Genomic DNA, 17,141 nt, shown 5'->3' on the forward strand with positions numbered 1-17,141 from the left:
CTGATATAGGAGATGGAACGCGCCAGCGCAAATGCCAGGCCCGTATTCTTCCGCGCGTCTTGCCGGTGTCGACAGTTCGTGGTCGATGGTCGCCCGTTGCTATCGGAATATAGACACATCGAAGGCCGCGACATCCTCCAGCAGATCGATGATCCCGCAAACCACGTGAGCGATCAGTTGCTCGCCCCGCTCGGCCGTTGCGGCTGCAGCATCGCCGGCGACGCCCGCCTCGTTCAGGTCCGACATTTTCCAGCCGAAGGCGTGTGGGCCATAGGCGCGCAGGTGCTTGTAGCGTTCGGCAAAATCGCTCTGGGCCGACCCGAATCGTGCCGCTTTCGCCATGTCAACCTTATCGGGATGAAGCGCCAGCATCACCGACGTTTCGATATTGCCGCCGTGAATGTCGATCGCCTTGTCCTGCGGCTTGATCCAGCCGTCCGGCTGGCCGAAGCGCGTCCAGCTCGTCGCGACCGCCAGCATGTTGAACCGCACCCGGGCTTCCGTGGTGACGATCGTCATCAAGGACGAATTGCCGCCATGGGCGTTCAGCATGACGAATTTGCGGATGCCCTTTTGGTGCAGGTCCTGCGCGATCCCGAGCCACCGTCCTACCGCCTCGTCGTAGGCGAGCGAGCGTGTGCCGTCGAAGTCCATGTGCTCGATCGAGTAGCCGACCGGTTCCGCCGGCAGGAAAGTCACGGGCAAAGCGGGTGATAGTCGGCCGATCAACCGCTCGACCAGCCCCTCGGCAATCAGCGTATCGGTGTCGAAGGGCAGGTGGGGTCCATGCTGTTCGGTCGCACCCAGCGGCAGCACCGCGATCCAGTCTGCCCGGGTCGCAGGAGCAAGATCGGAATCATTGTCTTTCCAACGGGGTGCAGGGAATGCCATGCTTGCGTCAGCCCTTCGGTCATACTTGCGGTGTAGGTATTATTCGAGTCATACAGTGGACAGGTGGCCGCGCAAGAAATTTGGTGGAGGACCAATGGGAAAGAAGAACAAGGCCGAGAAAAAAACCAAAAACGGCAAGAAAAAACATCAGGACGTTGCCGTCGAGGCCCAGGATCTTGCCTCCGTGCTGGTGCAGGCGGCGCGCTCAATGCGCACCGTGTTGTCGCGCAATCTACTTGAAAGCGGTCTTTATGCAGGTCAGGACGGCGTGATGCTGGCGCTTGCCGAAACCGACGGGCTGACGGCAGGGGTGCTGGCCATGAAGCTCGGCGTCAAGGCGCCGACCATGACCCGCACGATCGGCCGCATGGAGGCGCAGGGCTTTCTGGAACGGCGGGCGGACGAGGAGGATGCCCGGCTGACCAAGGTCTACCTGACCACCAGCGGCCGCGACCGCCTCCAGACGATCGCCGCCGCAGGCAAAACCTCCGAGGAAATCGCCACCAAGGGCCTGAGCGAAAAGCAGATCAAGACGCTGATGAAGCTGCTGCGCGTCGTCGACGGCAATCTCCAGAGCACCGGCGCGGTGGAATAATTCTGAAGAACGCGCCACAATTTGGCGATTGCAGTGCTAATTTAAACAGTTTAAAGAGGATTTAAAAATACCGGTGCCAAACCGGGAAGCTGAAGGGGGAAACGTGGCGCAGAAGATCAAGCTCTCAACCATTGCCGAAACGCTTGGGGTCTCCACGGCGACCGTTTCACTGGCATTGCGCGACAGCCCGCTCGTTGCCGCCATCACCCGCGACAAGATCAAGGACCAGGCGCGGGCGCTCGGTTATATCTACAACCGCCGCGCCGCCAGCCTGCGCACATCCCGCTCCGGCATCATCGGCGTCGTCGTGCACGACATCATGAACCCGTTCTACGGCGAGATCCTCAAGGCCATCGAGGCCGAACTCGATCGCGACCGGCAGACGTTCATTCTTTCCAACCACTATGATTCCGTCGAAAAGCAGCGCGCCTTCATCGAGACCCTGCTGCAACTGGGCGGCGACGGGGTCATCATGTCGCCGGCCATCGGCACGCCGCCGGAGGACATCCGCCTTGCCGAAGACAACGGCATGCCGGCGGTGCTGATCGCCCGCTCGATCGAAGGTCTCGACGTACCGATCTTCCGCGGTGACGACGCCTATGGCATCTCGCTGGCCACCAATCACCTGATCAGCCTCGGGCACCGCGTCATTGCTATGGTCGGCGGCACGGATCAGACGTCGACTGGCCGCGACCGCTATCAGGGCTATGTCAATGCGCTGCGCAAGGCCAATATCGATGTCGATGCGAACCTGCGCATTCCCGGCCCTCGCTCGATGCAGGGCGGCTTCGAGGCGGCGGTACATCTCTTGTCCCTGCCGCAGAAACCGACCGCGGTCGTCTGCTGGAACGATCTCGTCGCCATCGGCATGATGAACGGCATTGCCCGCGCCGGCCTCGTCCCCGGACGCGATGTGTCGGTCACCGGTTACGACGACCTCGAGGAAGCCTCGATTGCGACGCCGGCGCTCACTACCGTCTGGAACGGCCAGTCTGATGTCGGCCGCAGCGCCGCGCGCGCCCTGCTCGACAAGCTCAACGGCAGCCACGAGCCGGACGGCATCCATCTCATCAAGCCCGAAATGCGGATCCGCCAGTCGACGGGCCCGCTTCGGCCGCCTTCAACCGAATAATCCGATCCGATCCCGGAAGGAGCGAAAGATGCCGCAAGGCCGCCCCCGTATTCTTGTGCCTGGAAGGATGAACAAGCGTGTGCTCGATCGCCTGCCGGATCATTTTGCGACGGTCTTCGTCTCGGCCGCCGATCCTGCACTCATCACCGCCGACATCGCTGCCGGTGTCTCCGGCGTCGCGGTGCAGGGAAAATGCCCCAACGATTTCATCGATGCGCTGCCCAACCTGGAAATCATTGCGAATTTCGGCGTCGGCTATGACGGCGTCGATGCCGCACATGCGGCAAAGCGCGGCGTCGTCGTCACCAACACGCCGGATGTGCTGACGGAAGAAGTGGCGGACACGGCGATCGGCCTGCTCATCAATACGGTGCGTCAGCTTCCTGCCGCCGAGCAATGGCTGCGGCAGGGGCGCTGGCCGAGCGAGGGCGCCTTTGCCCTGACGCCGCTGACGCTGCGCGGCCGCACCGTCGGCCTCTACGGGCTCGGCCGTATCGGGCTCGCAATCGCCAGGCGTCTCGAAAGCTTCGGCCTTGCCATCGCCTATCATACCCGCACGCCGCGCCCGGGCCTCCTTTACCGCCATTTTCCGACGCTGAAGGCGATGGCGGAGGCGGTCGACACGATCATCGTCATCGTGCCGAACACCGAAGCCACCCACCGGACCGTCAATGCCGAGATTCTGCAGGCGCTCGGGCCACAGGGGGTGCTGATCAATATCGGGCGTGGCGCGACCGTGGATGAGGCGGCACTTGCCGATGCGCTGCAGCGTGGTGTCATCGCCGCGGCCGGTCTCGACGTATTCGAGAACGAACCCTATGTGCCGGACGCGCTTTTGGCGCTGCCCAACGTTTCGCTGCTGCCGCATGTCGGATCGGCCTCGCAGGCGACGCGCAACGCCATGGCCGATCTGGTTGTCGACAATCTGATCGCCTGGTTCGAGACGGGCGCCGCGCTGACCCCTGTGGATGAGACGCCGTTCACCCGTAAGATCGCCTGAAGGGACCGGGCAGGACCGTCAGCTCTTCGCCTTCGAGGCGGCATAGGCGCGAACCGCGTCGCCGAAAGCCTGAAACAGGGTCGATGAGGGGCGGTCCTGGCCGACCCAGTATTCCGGGTGCCATTGCACGCCGACGGCAAAGGCCTTTGCGTCGATCACCGACACGGCCTCGATGGTCCCGTCTTCGGCGATGGCTTCGACGGCGAGACGCGGTGCGGCCTCGGAGATCGCCTGCCGGTGCAGCGAATTCACCTGCACCTCGCCGGTCCCGAGAACGGAAGCAAGGCAGCTTCCTTCCTTGACGATGACCTTCTGGCGGATGCCGTAGGCGATATCGAGTTCCTGCACATCCGGCTTGCGGTGATCCCAGATACCGGGCCTTTCGTGGATCTCGCTTGCCAGCGTGCCGCCCAGCGCGACGTTCAGTTCCTGAATGCCGCGGCAGATGGCGAGCAGCGGCACGCCGCGCTCCAGCGCCCGCCGGATCAGCGGAAGGCTCGTCGCGTCGCGGCCCGGATCGAACGGCCCGTCCGCTTCGGTGGCTTGCTTGCCATAGAGCGAGGGATGCACATTGCTGCGTGACCCGCTGACGAGCACGCCGTCGACGCGGTCGAGGATTTCATCGGTGTCGTTGCCGGTCTCGAGCGCCGGCACCAGGAAAGTCATCACGCCGGAGCCTTCGACGGCGGCGCGGACATATTGATGTGGCGTGGCATGCCAGACGTTGCCGTCGATGGTCCTGAAATCGGCCGGTATGGCAACAACAGGTTTGGGCATTGCGGGTCTCCAGCTGTGGCTTCGGTCCACTCTCGGCGACTCGAAGCCTCTTTTCACGTCTCTTGCCATTGCTCTCAGGCGCGAAACAAAAGTCAACTCTCCTTGTCACCCAATGTTTCCGTCCCTTGTGCAGATGCGCGTCGGATTTTGCCCTGCTTTACCGCGTCCTCATGTCGCTGGCCTGTCTCCCGCCTGCCTCCCGGTTTCCGTTGCGCTCAGCTGTCACATTGTGTAAGGGCAGCTATGCGTAATTGGCAGCTTGCGGCACGCAGATGCGCATGCAATGAATTTTGAGACGAGGCATGGTGCCCGCCGGCCTGTTAAGTGCGGTGCCATGGTATCCAGGGAGACATGCATCATGGCTGAACATCATTCGGGACCGGTCGAAACGGGCGCGCCGATGGACTATTCCGAACACGAGAAGACCTACAACTTCTTCATCGAAGCTACGAAGTTCGGGACGCTGTTCTGCGCGGCGCTGTTGATCGCCATGGCCGCCGCGTTCTTCACGACTGCCGGCTTCTTTACCGCGCTCGTGCTGTTCATCCTCCTCAACCTTGCCGGCTTCGTGCTTCTGCGCTGATCGGCTTTCCAAAGTTTTGACGAAGGCGGGCGCTTGGGAGCGAGTCCGTTTTCACTTGGTCCGTCCGGCGCGGACCTGGAAAGGCATGCCCGCGACCGGCCGTTGCCGGTTTTGCGCGAATATCGAATGTGCGGGATATTTTGAGAGCTGGCGGTTCGGCCATGTTCCAAAATCCCGTCTCGGGGAGGAGAGCCTGTGGCAGAGATCGTATTCATACCCTTGGAGAGCTTCTCGGGCGAAGGCCGCGTTGCGGCGTCGCCGGAAAGCGTGAGGAAGCTGACGTCGCTCGGCTTCGACGTCGTCGTCGAGGCGGGTGCCGGGTTGCTGTCGCGCATTCCCGATGGCGAGTTCGAAAAGGCGGGTGCGCGGATCGGTTCTGCCGCTGACGCTGCGAGCGCCGATGTGGTGCTGAAGGTGCGCCGACCGTCCTCCTCCGAGGTCGCTTCCTACAAGTCGGGTGCGATCGTGCTGGCGATCATGGATCCTTATGGCAGCGAGCAGGCGCTTGCCGACATGGCGAGCGCCGGTGTTTCCGCTTTCGCCATGGAACTGATGCCGCGCATAACCCGGGCGCAGTCAATGGACGTCTTGTCGAGCCAGGCGAATCTTGCCGGCTACCAGGCGGTGATCGACGCTGCCTACGAATTCGACCGGGCGATGCCGATGATGATGACGGCGGCGGGCACGGTTCCGGCCGCCAAGGTGTTCGTCATGGGCGCCGGCGTCGCCGGCCTGCAGGCGATCGCGACGGCGCGCCGTCTCGGTGCCGTGGTTTCCGCCACCGACGTGCGCCCCGCCTCGAAGGAACAGGTCGCCTCGCTCGGCGCAAAGTTCATCGCGGTGGAAGACGAGGAATTCAAGGCGGCCGAAACCGCAGGCGGCTACGCCAAGGAAATGTCGGCCGAGTACAAGGCCAAGCAGGCGGCGCTGACCGCCGAGCATCTCGCCAAGCAGGACATCGTCATCACCACGGCGCTGGTCCCCGGGCGCCCGGCGCCGCGGCTCATCACCCGCGAGATGCTGAAGGCGATGAAGCCCGGCTCGGTGGCTGTCGATCTCGCCGTCGAGCGCGGCGGCAATGTCGAGGGCGCGGTCGCCGACCAGGTGGTCGAGGTCGAGGGGGTCAAGGTCGTCGGCTATCTGAACGTGCCCGGCCGCATCGCCGCCTCCGCCTCGTCGCTGTACGCCAAGAACCTCGTCACCTTCCTCGAGACCATGGTGTCCAAGGAGACCAAGGCGCTGGCGCTCAACGTCGAGGACGAGCTCGTCAAGGCGACGATGCTGACGCATGGCGGCGCCATCGTGCATCCGAATTTCGTGCCGGCCCCGGCCGCAGTCACCGCTTGAGAATTGGAGAGGGCGGCTTGGCGCTTCGGGGGAAGCGCGGCCGTTCCAAGGGAGATGTTTGATGGCCAATGACCTTCTCGACAAGGCTCTCGGCGACCTCGACCGGGCGGTCGAAGCGGTGCGCACGGCAGCCGAATATGTGCCGGATGCAGCGGGTGCTGCCGCCCATGGCTTGAGCGGGGGGGCGATCGACCCCTTCGTCTTCCAGCTCGCGATCTTCGTCCTGTCGATCTTCGTCGGCTATTACGTGGTCTGGTCGGTGACGCCTGCGCTGCACACGCCGCTGATGGCCGTAACCAACGCCATCTCCTCCGTCATTGTCGTCGGCGCGCTTCTGGCGGTCGGCATCTCGGCCTCCGGCCTTGCCACCGGCTTCGGGTTCGTCGCGCTGATCCTCGCTTCGGTCAACATCTTCGGCGGCTTCCTCGTCACCCAGCGCATGCTCGCCATGTACAAGAAAAAAGACAAGTGAGGGCCTGAGCTGATGTCACCCAATATTGCAGCCTTCCTCTACCTCGTCTCCGGCGTGCTGTTCATCATGGCGCTGCGCGGCCTGTCGCATCCGACCACCTCGCGCCGCGGCAATATCCTCGGCATGACCGGCATGGGCATCGCCATCGTCACGACGCTGCTCCTGGCGACGCCGTCGCTGGGCGGGTTCGTGCTGATCGTCGTCGGCCTTGCGATCGGCGGCGGCGCAGGCGCCTATATCGCCCGCTCGATCGCCATGACCTCGATGCCGCAGCTGGTCGCCGGCTTCCATTCGCTGGTGGGTCTCGCCGCGGTCCTCGTTGCCGCCTCGGCGCTCTATACGCCGTCTTCCTTCGGCATTGGCGAGATCGGCTCGATCCATGCCCAGGCTCTGGTCGAAATGGCGCTTGGCGTCGCCATCGGCGCCATTACTTTCACCGGCTCGATCATCGCCTTCCTCAAGCTCGACGGGCGCATGTCGGGCAAGCCGATCATGCTGCCGTACCGGCATCTGATCAACATCGCGCTTTTGGCGCTGATCGTCTTCTTCATCATCGGTCTGGCGGTTTCCGAAAGCCATTTTGACTTCTGGGCAATCGTCGTCCTGTCGCTGGCGCTGGGCGTCCTCTTGATCGTGCCGATCGGCGGCGCCGACATGCCGGTCGTCGTGTCGATGCTCAATTCCTATTCCGGCTGGGCGGCGGCCGGCATCGGGTTCACGCTCGGCAACCTGGCGCTGATCGTCACCGGCGCGCTGGTCGGCTCGTCGGGTGCGATCCTGTCCTACATCATGTGCAAGGGCATGAACCGCTCGTTCATCTCGGTCATCCTCGGCGGCTTCGGCGGCGAAAACGGCGCGGCCGCGGCCGACGACGGCGTGCAGCGCACCGTCAAGCAGGGCTCGGCCGACGACGCTGCCTTCCTCATGGCCAATGCCTCCAAGGTTATTATCGTGCCCGGCTACGGCATGGCGGTGGCGCAGGCCCAGCATGCGGTGCGGGAGCTCGCCGATGCTCTGAAGGCCAACGGCGTCGAGGTGAAATACGCCATCCATCCGGTCGCCGGCCGCATGCCCGGCCACATGAACGTGCTGCTTGCCGAAGCCAACGTGCCCTATGACGAGGTATTCGAACTGGAGGACATCAACTCCGAATTTGCCCAGGCCGACGTCGCCTATGTCATCGGCGCCAACGACGTCACCAACCCGGCGGCGCGCGACGACAAGACCTCGCCGATCTACGGCATGCCGATTCTCGACGTCGACAAGGCCAAGACCTGCCTGTTCGTCAAGCGCTCGCTCGGCTCCGGCTATGCCGGCATCGACAACACCTTGTTCTACAAGGATGGCACCATGATGCTGCTCGGCGACGCCAAGAAAATGACCGACGATATCGTCAAGGCGGTCAATCACTGAGGCATCCGTTACCCTGACAAGGAAGCAAAGGCCCGCCAGAACGGCGGGCTTTTGCCGTTAACGTGTCCAGATTCGACGGCTCCGCTGCACGGCAACGCACGGCAACAAAAACCCGCTGCGATGGCAGCGGGTTTTGTCGGTTTGGCCGTTTCGGTGTGCGGGAGGCGCCTCCCGTCAGGCGCCTGCCTTGACGCGGGCGAGGCCGCTACGGGCAAGCTCGTATTTCGGATCGAGCTTGAGCGCATAGGAATAGGACTTCGCGGCCTTCGCCTTGTCGCCGCGGCGCTCATAGACGAGGGCCTGGTTGGCCCAGGATTCGGCGACCTTGCCGTTCAGGTTGATCGCGGTGTTGAAGTCGGAAAACGCATTGTCGTCGTCGTTCAGGGCGACATAGGAGATCCCACGGCCGTTGTAGGGCTCAGGTGAATTCGGCGCCAGCGAGATGGCGGTCGAGAAGTCCTCGATCGCCTGGGTATGCTGCTTGCGCGCCTGATAGATCAGGCCGCGATTGTGGTAGGCGCGCGGGTCGGTGGTGTCGAGTTCGATCGCCTTGTTGAAATCGCTGAAGGCCTGATCGAGCTGGCCGGCCTGGCGATAGAGGTTGCCGCGGCCGATGAAGGCGACGTCATAACGCGGATTGATCTGCAGGGCCGTGTTGTAATCGGCCTGCGCCGCCGCCTGGTCGCCCATGTTGCGCTCGACCAGCGCCCGGTTGGCATAGGCCTGGTAGAAGCGCGGATTGAGCTCGATGGCCTTGTTGAAGTCGGCAAGCGCGCGGCGGAACTCGCCGGCGCGGCCGTAAGCCGAGCCGCGGACGTTGTAACCTTCCGGATCGCTCGGATTGGCCGAGATCACGCCGGAGAGGGAGGCGATATTCTGCTCGGATCCTTGGGCCCGTTCGACGCGTATCATGTCGCTCGACGTTTCCGCCGTGGTGCAGCCCGAAAGCGCCAGTGCCGCGGTGACCGCCAGCATGGAGGCAAGAGCAAAACCGCTCCGGCGGGCGGCGCACAGGCCGGAATGATCGGAAAAATCCGCAGTCTTGGCAGTCAATGTCAAGATTGTTCCCTCAATTAAGCGAAGCCTCGGGCGCATGGTCCGGGCTTGCAGTGGCTTACCGGATCGCCATGCGCAGTTTCAACAGGAGCGACTCACATGCATCTCTGTGGATGCCGGCTCCATGTCCGCAGACATTTTAGCGCGCCTCGCGCACTAGCGGTATGTGTCCGGACACCGTCCGGCCACACAAGGTTTGAATCGGCCTGATGCGGCGCTTCAAACAGAAAAGGCGGCGGCGACCATGTCGCCCCCGCCGGACTTACGCGTGCTATGTGCGGGAAGCGCGGATCAGCGTGCCGGAGCCGCAGTGCGGCCGCCCGTAACAAGACCTTCGCGCTGTGCGCGCTTGCGAGCCAGCTTGCGAACGCGGCGAACGGCTTCAGCCTTTTCGCGGGCGCGCTTCTGGGACGGCTTCTCGTAGTAATCGCGCATCTTCATTTCGCGGAAAATGCCTTCGCGCTGCATCTTCTTCTTGAGTGCGCGAAGCGCTTGATCGACGTTGTTGTCGCGGACTAGTACCTGCACGTTAATCCCGTTCCTTTGGTTTCGAGTGATCGCCTCATGAAGTCAGGTCAACGAGGCAATAAAATACGTTCGCAGAGCCGGAAGCCCTACGATTGATGAGAGCGGATACCAGATCGATCCGTCAAAGTCCAGACGCGAGTTGTCCGGCCCTGGCAATTTTGCCGGAATGGCCGTGGTTTTTCCGGCAAAACCGCTCGCTGGTCATGACTGCGCCATATGACGCGTGTCAGGTCCAGCCCGGTCGTGCGCCAGAATATAGTGATCGGCAATCAATAATGCGGCATGTCGCAACTCGTGCGACTCGCGCCGTCTCGCGTCGCAAAAGAAACGTTGCGGAAGTTCGGGATTTGCGATTTCTAGCGTCGACCAGGGAAATTCACCGGCCTTACGGCAGGATCTACGGAGTGTGAAGGCGGATGCGCAAATATTCGGTTTTTGCTGTCGCTCGCGAAGCGATGCGCGGCCACAGGGGATGGGAGGCGCAGTGGACGTCGCCCGAGCCGCGCAAGGAATATGATGTCATCATCATCGGCGCCGGCGGCCATGGCCTCGGCACGGCCTATTACCTCGCCAAGGAGCACGGCATCACCAATATCGCCGTGCTCGAAAAGGGCTGGCTCGGCGGCGGCAACACCGGCCGCAACACCACGATCATCCGCTCCAACTATCTGTATGACGAAAGCGCCGGCATCTATGACCATGCGCTGAAGCTCTGGGACAACCTCAGCCAGGACCTGAACTACAACGTCATGTATTCGGCGCGCGGCGTCATGATGCTGTCGCACAATATCCACGACCAGCAGGTGTTCAAGCGCCACATTCACGCCAACCGGCTGAACGGCATCGACAACGAATGGCTGACGCCCGAGCAGGCCAAGGAATTCTGCCCGCCGCTCGATATTTCCCGCACGGCCCGCTATCCGATCAACGGTGCTGCCCTGCAGCGGCGCGGCGGCACGGCCCGCCACGATGCCGTTGCCTGGGGCTATGCCCGCGCGGCCGCCGACCGCGGCGTGCACATCATCCAGAACTGTGAGGTCACCGGCCTTCGCCGCCATGCCAACGGCGCGATTGCCGGTGTCGAGACCAATCGCGGTTACATCGGCGCCAAGAAAGTCGGCGTCGTCGCCGCCGGCCATACCTCGGTGCTGATGGAGATGGCCGATGTGCGCATGCCGCTCGTCAGCTATCCGCTGCAGGCGCTGGTGTCGGAGCCGGTCAAGCCGATCTTCCCCTGCGTCGTCATGTCGAACACGGTGCATGCCTATATCTCCCAGTCCGACAAGGGCGAGCTGGTCATCGGTGCGGGCACCGACCAGTATTCCTCCTATTCCCAGACCGGCGGCCTGCAGATCATCACCCATACGCTGGATGCGATCTGCGAACTCTTCCCGATCTTCCGCCGCATGAAGATGATGCGCTCCTGGGGCGGCATCGTCGACGTGACGCCGGACCGCTCGCCGATCCTGGCCAAGACGCCGGTTCCCGGCCTCTATGTCAACTGCGGCTGGGGCACCGGCGGCTTCAAGGCAACGCCGGGCTCGGCCAATGTCTTCGCCCACACCATCGCCAATGACGCGCCGCACAGGATCAACGCGCCGTTCACGCTGGAACGCTTCCGCACCGGCCGCCTGATCGACGAAGCGGCAGCCGCCGCCGTTGCGCACTAAGGGGAAAACACCATGCTTCTGATCTATTGCCCCTATTGCGAGGAAGAGCGTTCCGAGCTCGAATTCCGCCAGGCCGGCGATGCTCATATCGCCCGGCCGACCAACATCACCGAGTTGACCGACGAGGAATTCGAGGCGTTCTTCTTCCTGCGCGACAACGTCAAGGGCCTGACCTACGAGCGCTGGCGGCACCTGAACGGCTGCGGCCGTTTCTTCAACGCCGCCCGCGACACGGTCAGCGACAAGTTCGTGACGACCTACAAGGCCGGCCTGCCGAAGCCCGATATCAGCACGTTGCGCCCGGCCACCGAAGCCACCGTCGAAACCTATGAAGCCACGGAGTCGAACGCGAAATGAGCGGCGCCAATCGTATCCCCGGTGCAGGCCGTCTCACCCCTGCAAAGACTGCGCGTTTCTTCTTCGACGGCAAGAGCTTCGCGGCGCTTGAAGGCGACACGGTCGCCTCGGCGCTTCTCGCCAACGGCGTCCATCTCGTCGGCCGCTCCTTCAAGTATCATCGCCCGCGCGGCATCGTTTCGGCAGGGGCCGAGGAGCCGAATGCGCTGATCGGCGTCGAGCGTGATGCTGCCCGCAAGCAACCGAACGTGCGTGCCACGGTTCAGGAAGTCTTCGACGGCATGAAGGTGATTTCGCAGAACCGCTGGCCGTCGCTTTCCTTCGATGTCGGTGCGGTCAACAACCTGTTGTCGCCCTTCTTCGCCGCCGGTTTCTATTACAAGACCTTCATGTGGCCGAAGCAGGCCTGGAAGCACGTCTATGAACCCAGGATCCGCGCCGCCGCCGGTCTCGGCGTCTCGCCGACCGAGGACGACACCGACCACTATTCCAGCCGCTATGCCCATTGCGACGTGCTGGTGATCGGCGCCGGCGTCGCCGGCCTATCGGCCGCACTTGCCGCTGCCAGGACCGGTGCGCGCGTCATCATCTGCGACGAGCAGGCGGAAGTCGGCGGTGCGCTGCATTACGATAAGAGCGTCACCATCAACGGGATCGAGGGCTTCACCTGGGCTCAAGCGACGGCTGCCGAACTGGCCGCAATGGAGAACGTCACCGTCCTGCCGCGCACGACCGCCTTCGGTTACTACGCCCAGAACTTCGTCGGCCTGACGGAGCGCGTCACCGAACATCTGGCCAAGCCCGACAGGAAGCTGCCGCGCGAACGCCTCTGGCAGGTCCGCGCCAAGCGCGTCATCATCGCCACCGGCGCCATCGAGCGCCATATGGTGTTCGCCAACAACGACCGCCCCGGCATCATGCTGGCGTCGGCGGCCCGCACCTTCCTCAATCATTTCGGCGTTGCCGTCGGCAAGAAGGTCGGGGTCTATACCGCCAACGACAGCGCCTATGAGGCCGCCTTCGACCTCAAGCGCGCCGGCATCACGGTTGCGGCGATCGTCGACAGCCGCGAGAAGCCGGGCGAGGCGGTTCTGGCCGAAGCCCGCAAGCTCGGCATCGAGGTTCTCGCCGGCCACGCCGTCGTCGATACCACGGGCAAGCTGCGCGTCTCGTCGATGTCAGTTGCCCGCAACGGCGGCGGCCGCGGCCGATCGATCGCCATCGACGCGCTGCTGGTCTCGGCCGGCTGGACGCCGTCGGTGCACATGTTCTCGCAGTCGCGCGGCAAGGTCGCCTACGATTACGAAAGCCAGCGCTTCCTGCCCGGCACCTACGCGCAGGATTGTCTTTCCGTCGGCGCCTGCAATGGCACCAACGACCTGCAGGCAACCATCGAGGAATCGCTGGCGGCCGGCGAACTGATGTCGAACGCATCGGGCTTTACGGCCGCGCAGAAGATCGAGGTTCACGGCAGCAACGCCTTCGCCTGGACCGGCGGCATGGCGGGGGCGGCCGAAGGGGCCGGACCGGACACGACCGTCAAGGCCTTCATCGATTTCCAGAACGACGTCTGTGCCAAGGACATCCGCCTTGCGGTGCGCGAAGGCATGCACTCGATCGAGCATATCAAGCGCTTCACCACCAACGGCATGGCGACCGACCAGGGCAAGCTGTCCAACATCCATGGCCTGGCGATCGCTGCCGAAACGCTTGGCCGCGAAATTCCGAAGGTCGGCCTCACCACCTTCCGCGCGCCCTATACGCCGGTAACCTTCGGCGCGCTGATCAACCATTCGCGCGGCGAGCTGTTCGACCCGACCCGCAAGACGCCGATGCACGCTCTGGAAGAAGCCCAGGGCGCGGTGTTCGAGGATGTCGGCCAGTGGAAGCGCGCCTGGTACTATCCGCGCGCCGGCGAGGACATGCATCAGGCGGTCAACCGCGAGTGCAAGACCGTGCGTGAGGTCGCCGGCATCTTCGACGCCTCGACGCTCGGCAAGATCGAGGTCGTCGGTCCGGATGCGGCGCAGTTCCTCAACCTGATCTACACCAACAGCTGGGATACGCTGAAGCCCGGCCGCTGCCGCTACGGCATCATGCTGCGCGAGGACGGCTTCGTCTATGACGACGGCGTCGTCGGTCGCATGGCCGAGGACCGGTTCCACGTGACGACGACGACGGGCGGTGCTGCCCGCGTCATGAACCACATGGAAGACTATCTCCAGACCGAGTTCCCGCATCTGAACGTCTGGCTGACGTCGGCCACCGAGCAGTGGGCCGTCATCGCCGTGCAGGGACCGAAGGCCCGCGAGATCATCGCGCCGCTGGTCGAAGGCATCGATCTTTCCAACGAAGCCTTCCCGCATATGAGCGTTCGCGAAGGCAAGATATGCGGCGTGCCGACCCGGCTGTTCCGCATGTCGTTCACCGGCGAAGCCGGCTACGAAGTCAACGTGCCGGCCGATTTCGGTCCGGCCATCTGGCAAGCGATCTGGGAGCGGGCTGAACCGATGGGCGCCTGCGCCTACGGCACCGAGACGATGCACATCCTGCGCGCCGAGAAGGGCTACATCATCGTCGGCCAGGACACCGATGGCACGGTGACGCCGGACGATGCGTCGCTCGGCTGGGCGGTCGGCAAGAAGAAGACGGACTTCGTCGGCATCCGCGGCCTGCGCCGTCCCGATCTGGTGGCCGAGGGCCGCAAGCAGCTTGTCGGGCTGTTGACCAAGGATCCGAAGGTTGTGCTCGAGGAGGGCGCGCAGATCGTTGCCGATCCGAACCAGGCGCTGCCGATGACGATGATCGGGCATGTCACCTCGTCCTACTGGTCGGAGAATTGCGGCCGGTCGATCGCGCTGGCGCTGGTTGCCGGCGGCAAGGCGAGGCTCGGCGAGACGCTCTACGTGCCGATGCCCGACAGGACGATCGCCGTCGAGGTGAGCGAAATGGTGTTCTTTGACAAGGAAGGAGGCCGCATCAATGGCTGATCTGATTGGGGCTGACCTCGCTACCCGTACCCTGCCGCTTTCCGGCTTCCATGGCGGCTCTGGCGCTGCAAGCCTTTCGGCGGCAGCCCCGGCCACCCGCCTGTCGCTGCGGGCAAAGCCGGACGCCGTTGCGGCGCTTTCCCTCGCGCTCGGCCTGTCGCTTCCCACCCGGCCCAAAACATCCGCTTCATCGCATGGCCGCCATGCGCTGTGGCTCGGGCCGGACGAGTGGCTGGTCATCGACGAGAACGGGGCCGACATGATGGGCGCCGTCGCATCGAGCGGCACGCTCCATTCGGCGACCGATATTTCCCACCGCAACACCGCCGTCATCGTCAAGGGCCGCGGCGCCGAGGTGGCGATCAATGGCGGCTGCCCGCAGGATCTGTCGCTCGGCATCTTCCCGGTCGGCGCCTGCTCGCGCACCGTTCTCGGCAAGGCGGAAGTGGTGCTCTTCCGCACCGCCGAGGATACGTTCCGGGTCGAGTGCTGGCGCTCGTTCGCACCCTACGTTTCGGGGCTTCTGAATGAAGCTGCCGAGGATGCGGGCAACTGATCGCCATGCCAGCCTTATGCGGGTTCCGGTTATAACACGCCGCCCGCGAGCCGCTCATCCGCCCTTCTTTGTTTGAGAAGTAAGGGCGGGCACCTTCTCCCCGTAAACGGGTGAAGGGACAAGCGGCGAATTCGGTCATCTCCTCTCCCCGCACGCGGTCAGGGTGAGGGGCATTGGCCGCTATACCGGAGCCGATCGGCCTCAATGCAGGCCGGGCCAGCCGGTCCATTCCACCCAGCGGCCATGAAAATCGGCGCGGCCGATCAGGTGTTTTTCGCCTGACGGCCAGATCTGCAGGGTCAGCGCGGCGCTGTGTTTCTGGTCATCCGCTTCCAGCTGCAGCCGCGCCAGCGGTGCGGCCGGCGTTGCGCGCGCCCCCGCCATGCTGATCAGCGCTTCGCCCTTCTTCTGCAAGGGGTGCGGCAGGTACTGCCAGGCGATGGTGTGGTAGATCACATGGACCCGATCTGCGTGAACCTGTCCAAGGCGCTGCTCCAGCCAGGCCACGGCGTCCGCCCTTTCAACGGTCTGGTGATGCGCGGCGGCGATGGCCAGCGCGAGCCGCGTGCGGTCCAGCCGATCGGTCTGGTCGGCCCAGATGTAGGAGAGGAGCCGCAGGGCGTCCTCTTCACGGGCCGGATCCAGCGGGTTGAGGTCGCAGCCGGCGCGGCCGGCGACATCAACCGCCACATTCGGCGGGTTGGGGCCTTTCCATTCCGGCGCGATGACCACCGGCGACGGCCCGGCGGCCCAGGCAAGGGCGCCGAGCCGGTAGGCATAGCGATCCCACTGCAGGTTCAGGCCCGCACTGGCACCGATTTCCGAAAGCACCAGCGGCTTGCCGAACAGGCTGGAAATGACCAGAAAACCAGGAAGAAGGGCGGCGGAGCGGCGCACCTCATTGGTCTGCGGCGCCGATTTCAGGCGATCGAGGATGAAGGTCGCATGGGTGCGGCAGGCGTTTTCGACGGCGTTCCAGAGGTCGTCCGGTTCTGCGCTATTCGGCGGGTAGACTTCGGCGAGCGCGCGGTCGAGACCGGCGAGTACCAGGGCATGCAGCGCGCCGGCGAGGCGAAGCGGCACCGAAGCGCCACTGGGCGCGGGATCGTCCGTCCATGAAAGGATTTTTTCGCCGACAGCATGACTCGCGGAGAGCCTTTCGGCGGCAAGCGCGCAGAGACTTGCGGTGAAGGGGGAGCCGAGACCCCGGCAGGCACTTGCCTGCTGGGTGAAAGCCAGACGCACCGCCTCTTCGGTCGCCGCCCGCTCAGGCATCGGCTGGCCGGTCCTTCGGGTCAAACTGGATGATGGTCAGCCAGTTGGCGGTGAGCGCCGGCTTGCGCTCGCCTTCGATGTCGACGGTGACGTCATAGGTGACCATCAGCATGCCGGCGCCGCGGAAGCGGGCTTCGGCCATGGTGAAGCGGCCGCGCACCTTCGCGCCGCACTTCACCGGCGTCATGAAGCGCACCTTGTCGAAGCCGTAATTGATGCCCATGGTCTGCTCGCGCACGCGTGGCAGGCAATTGTAGTTCATCGCCGACAACAGCGAGAGCGACAGGAAGCCGTGCGCGATCGTGCCGCCGAAGGGCGTTTCTGCGGCCGCCCGCACCGGGTCGGTGTGGATGAACTGGTGGTCGTCGGTGGCGTCGGCGAAACCGTCGATGATCTTCTGCGTCACCGTGATCCAGTCGGAGACCCCGATCTCCTTGCCGACCAAGTCCTTGACGTCAGACAGCGAAATTTCCTGCGGCATTCTCTTTCCCGATCAAAA

General features: G+C 64.0%; 17 protein-coding genes. 11 read left to right on the forward strand and 6 right to left on the reverse strand.

Translation table 11 applies throughout. From position 1 onward, the window contains the following. Nucleotides 1-99: 99 nt before the first annotated feature. Entirely contained in the window at nucleotides 100-891 is a 792-nt protein-coding gene (locus JNB71_RS17675) for a creatininase family protein (protein ID WP_220373126.1), read from the reverse strand. A gap of 94 nt (nucleotides 892-985) precedes the next feature. On the opposite strand from JNB71_RS17675, the gene JNB71_RS17680 reads away from it, so the two are divergent. From JNB71_RS17680 to JNB71_RS17690, 3 genes are all read left to right on the forward strand, one after another. Continuing rightward, complete coding sequence (locus JNB71_RS17680; RefSeq protein ID WP_220373127.1) at nucleotides 986-1,486, forward strand: MarR family winged helix-turn-helix transcriptional regulator; 501 nt, start codon at nucleotides 986-988, stop codon at nucleotides 1,484-1,486. A gap of 103 nt (nucleotides 1,487-1,589) precedes the next feature. Next, a complete protein-coding gene (locus JNB71_RS17685) occupies nucleotides 1,590-2,618 on the forward strand; it encodes a LacI family DNA-binding transcriptional regulator (protein ID WP_220373128.1) in 1,029 nt (342 codons plus the stop codon). A gap of 28 nt (nucleotides 2,619-2,646) precedes the next feature. After that, a complete protein-coding gene (locus JNB71_RS17690) occupies nucleotides 2,647-3,618 on the forward strand; it encodes a 2-hydroxyacid dehydrogenase (RefSeq protein ID WP_220373129.1) in 972 nt (323 codons plus the stop codon). Between the two features lie 18 nt (nucleotides 3,619-3,636). On the opposite strand, the gene JNB71_RS17695 is transcribed toward JNB71_RS17690, so the two are convergent. Next, nucleotides 3,637-4,395 carry a gamma-glutamyl-gamma-aminobutyrate hydrolase family protein gene (locus tag JNB71_RS17695; RefSeq protein WP_220373130.1) on the reverse strand — a complete coding sequence of 253 codons (759 nt, stop codon included), beginning with the start codon at nucleotides 4,393-4,395 and terminating at the stop codon, nucleotides 3,637-3,639. 358 nt (nucleotides 4,396-4,753) lie between these two features. Here JNB71_RS17695 and JNB71_RS17700 point away from each other — a divergent pair, with 358 nt between their 5' ends. The 4 genes from JNB71_RS17700 (at nucleotide 4,754) to JNB71_RS17715 (ending at nucleotide 8,210) form a co-directional block, all read left to right on the forward strand. Beyond that, nucleotides 4,754-4,978, forward strand: coding sequence for an aa3-type cytochrome c oxidase subunit IV (locus JNB71_RS17700; protein ID WP_220373131.1), 225 nt, complete (start codon nucleotides 4,754-4,756; stop codon nucleotides 4,976-4,978). Nucleotides 4,979-5,173: 195 nt separating this feature from the next. Beyond that, complete coding sequence (locus JNB71_RS17705) at nucleotides 5,174-6,325, forward strand: Re/Si-specific NAD(P)(+) transhydrogenase subunit alpha (protein ID WP_220373132.1); 1,152 nt, start codon at nucleotides 5,174-5,176, stop codon at nucleotides 6,323-6,325. A gap of 61 nt (nucleotides 6,326-6,386) precedes the next feature. Then, on the forward strand, nucleotides 6,387-6,797 hold the full coding sequence (locus tag JNB71_RS17710) for a proton-translocating transhydrogenase family protein (protein ID WP_220373133.1): 411 nt from the start codon (nucleotides 6,387-6,389) through the stop codon (nucleotides 6,795-6,797). A 12-nt stretch (nucleotides 6,798-6,809) separates the two neighbouring features. Further along, a complete protein-coding gene (locus tag JNB71_RS17715) occupies nucleotides 6,810-8,210 on the forward strand; it encodes an NAD(P)(+) transhydrogenase (Re/Si-specific) subunit beta (RefSeq protein WP_220373134.1) in 1,401 nt (466 codons plus the stop codon). 174 nt (nucleotides 8,211-8,384) lie between these two features. Here the strand turns inward: JNB71_RS17715 and JNB71_RS17720 are convergent, their stop codons facing one another. Next, the gene (locus JNB71_RS17720; protein WP_220373135.1) at nucleotides 8,385-9,305 is read right to left on the reverse strand and encodes a tetratricopeptide repeat protein; all 921 of its coding nucleotides are present in this window, start codon (nucleotides 9,303-9,305) and stop codon (nucleotides 8,385-8,387) included. 252 nt (nucleotides 9,306-9,557) lie between these two features. Beyond that, the gene (rpsU, locus tag JNB71_RS17725; RefSeq protein WP_018327972.1) at nucleotides 9,558-9,794 is read right to left on the reverse strand and encodes a 30S ribosomal protein S21; all 237 of its coding nucleotides are present in this window, start codon (nucleotides 9,792-9,794) and stop codon (nucleotides 9,558-9,560) included. A 416-nt stretch (nucleotides 9,795-10,210) separates the two neighbouring features. Between rpsU and JNB71_RS17730 the strand changes: the two genes are divergently transcribed. From JNB71_RS17730 to soxG, 4 genes are read left to right on the forward strand one after another with little or no spacing between them, the layout of a single operon-like run. Next, nucleotides 10,211-11,464 (forward strand): sarcosine oxidase subunit beta, encoded by a 1,254-nt coding sequence (locus tag JNB71_RS17730; protein ID WP_220373136.1) that lies wholly within the window; start codon nucleotides 10,211-10,213, stop codon nucleotides 11,462-11,464. Nucleotides 11,465-11,476: 12 nt separating this feature from the next. Further along, the gene (locus tag JNB71_RS17735; protein ID WP_220373137.1) at nucleotides 11,477-11,821 is read left to right on the forward strand and encodes a sarcosine oxidase subunit delta; all 345 of its coding nucleotides are present in this window, start codon (nucleotides 11,477-11,479) and stop codon (nucleotides 11,819-11,821) included. Then, nucleotides 11,818-14,811: a sarcosine oxidase subunit alpha gene (locus JNB71_RS17740; protein WP_220373138.1), complete on the forward strand. Its 2,994-nt coding sequence runs from the start codon at nucleotides 11,818-11,820 to the stop codon at nucleotides 14,809-14,811. The genes JNB71_RS17735 and JNB71_RS17740 overlap by 4 nt, the downstream gene beginning before the upstream one ends. After that, complete coding sequence (gene soxG / locus JNB71_RS17745) at nucleotides 14,804-15,367, forward strand: sarcosine oxidase subunit gamma family protein (RefSeq protein ID WP_220373139.1); 564 nt, start codon at nucleotides 14,804-14,806, stop codon at nucleotides 15,365-15,367. Before JNB71_RS17740 ends, soxG begins: the two co-directional genes overlap by 8 nt. Nucleotides 15,368-15,568: 201 nt before the next feature. Here the strand turns inward: soxG and JNB71_RS17750 are convergent, their stop codons facing one another. Both JNB71_RS17750 and JNB71_RS17755 read right to left on the reverse strand, forming a co-directional pair. Continuing rightward, the gene (locus JNB71_RS17750) at nucleotides 15,569-16,642 is read right to left on the reverse strand and encodes a DUF2332 domain-containing protein (protein ID WP_220373140.1); all 1,074 of its coding nucleotides are present in this window, start codon (nucleotides 16,640-16,642) and stop codon (nucleotides 15,569-15,571) included. Next, complete coding sequence (locus JNB71_RS17755; RefSeq protein WP_220373141.1) at nucleotides 16,635-17,123, reverse strand: MaoC family dehydratase; 489 nt, start codon at nucleotides 17,121-17,123, stop codon at nucleotides 16,635-16,637. Before JNB71_RS17755 ends, JNB71_RS17750 begins: the two co-directional genes overlap by 8 nt. Nucleotides 17,124-17,141 lie beyond the last annotated feature (18 nt).

Source organism: Rhizobium herbae, from assembly GCF_019511375.1.
GTDB classification, from domain to species: domain Bacteria; phylum Pseudomonadota; class Alphaproteobacteria; order Rhizobiales; family Rhizobiaceae; genus Pararhizobium; species Pararhizobium herbae_A.

Excerpts from the sequence above, each read along its gene's own strand:
- JNB71_RS17675 (WP_220373126.1), bottom strand. The coding sequence starts at position 891 with ATGGCATTCCCTGCACCCCGTTGGAAAGACAATGATTCCGATCTTGCT.
- JNB71_RS17680 (WP_220373127.1), top strand. The coding sequence starts at position 986 with ATGGGAAAGAAGAACAAGGCCGAGAAAAAAACCAAAAACGGCAAGAAA.
- JNB71_RS17690 (WP_220373129.1), top strand. The coding sequence starts at position 2,647 with ATGCCGCAAGGCCGCCCCCGTATTCTTGTGCCTGGAAGGATGAACAAG.
- JNB71_RS17695 (WP_220373130.1), bottom strand. The coding sequence starts at position 4,395 with ATGCCCAAACCTGTTGTTGCCATACCGGCCGATTTCAGGACCATCGAC.
- JNB71_RS17700 (WP_220373131.1), top strand. The coding sequence starts at position 4,754 with ATGGCTGAACATCATTCGGGACCGGTCGAAACGGGCGCGCCGATGGAC.
- JNB71_RS17710 (WP_220373133.1), top strand. The coding sequence starts at position 6,387 with ATGGCCAATGACCTTCTCGACAAGGCTCTCGGCGACCTCGACCGGGCG.
- JNB71_RS17715 (WP_220373134.1), top strand. The coding sequence starts at position 6,810 with ATGTCACCCAATATTGCAGCCTTCCTCTACCTCGTCTCCGGCGTGCTG.
- JNB71_RS17720 (WP_220373135.1), bottom strand. The coding sequence starts at position 9,305 with ATGCGCCCGAGGCTTCGCTTAATTGAGGGAACAATCTTGACATTGACT.
- JNB71_RS17730 (WP_220373136.1), top strand. The coding sequence starts at position 10,211 with ATGCGCAAATATTCGGTTTTTGCTGTCGCTCGCGAAGCGATGCGCGGC.
- JNB71_RS17735 (WP_220373137.1), top strand. The coding sequence starts at position 11,477 with ATGCTTCTGATCTATTGCCCCTATTGCGAGGAAGAGCGTTCCGAGCTC.
- JNB71_RS17740 (WP_220373138.1), top strand. The coding sequence starts at position 11,818 with ATGAGCGGCGCCAATCGTATCCCCGGTGCAGGCCGTCTCACCCCTGCA.
- soxG (WP_220373139.1), top strand. The coding sequence starts at position 14,804 with ATGGCTGATCTGATTGGGGCTGACCTCGCTACCCGTACCCTGCCGCTT.
- JNB71_RS17750 (WP_220373140.1), bottom strand. The coding sequence starts at position 16,642 with ATGCCTGAGCGGGCGGCGACCGAAGAGGCGGTGCGTCTGGCTTTCACC.
- JNB71_RS17755 (WP_220373141.1), bottom strand. The coding sequence starts at position 17,123 with ATGCCGCAGGAAATTTCGCTGTCTGACGTCAAGGACTTGGTCGGCAAG.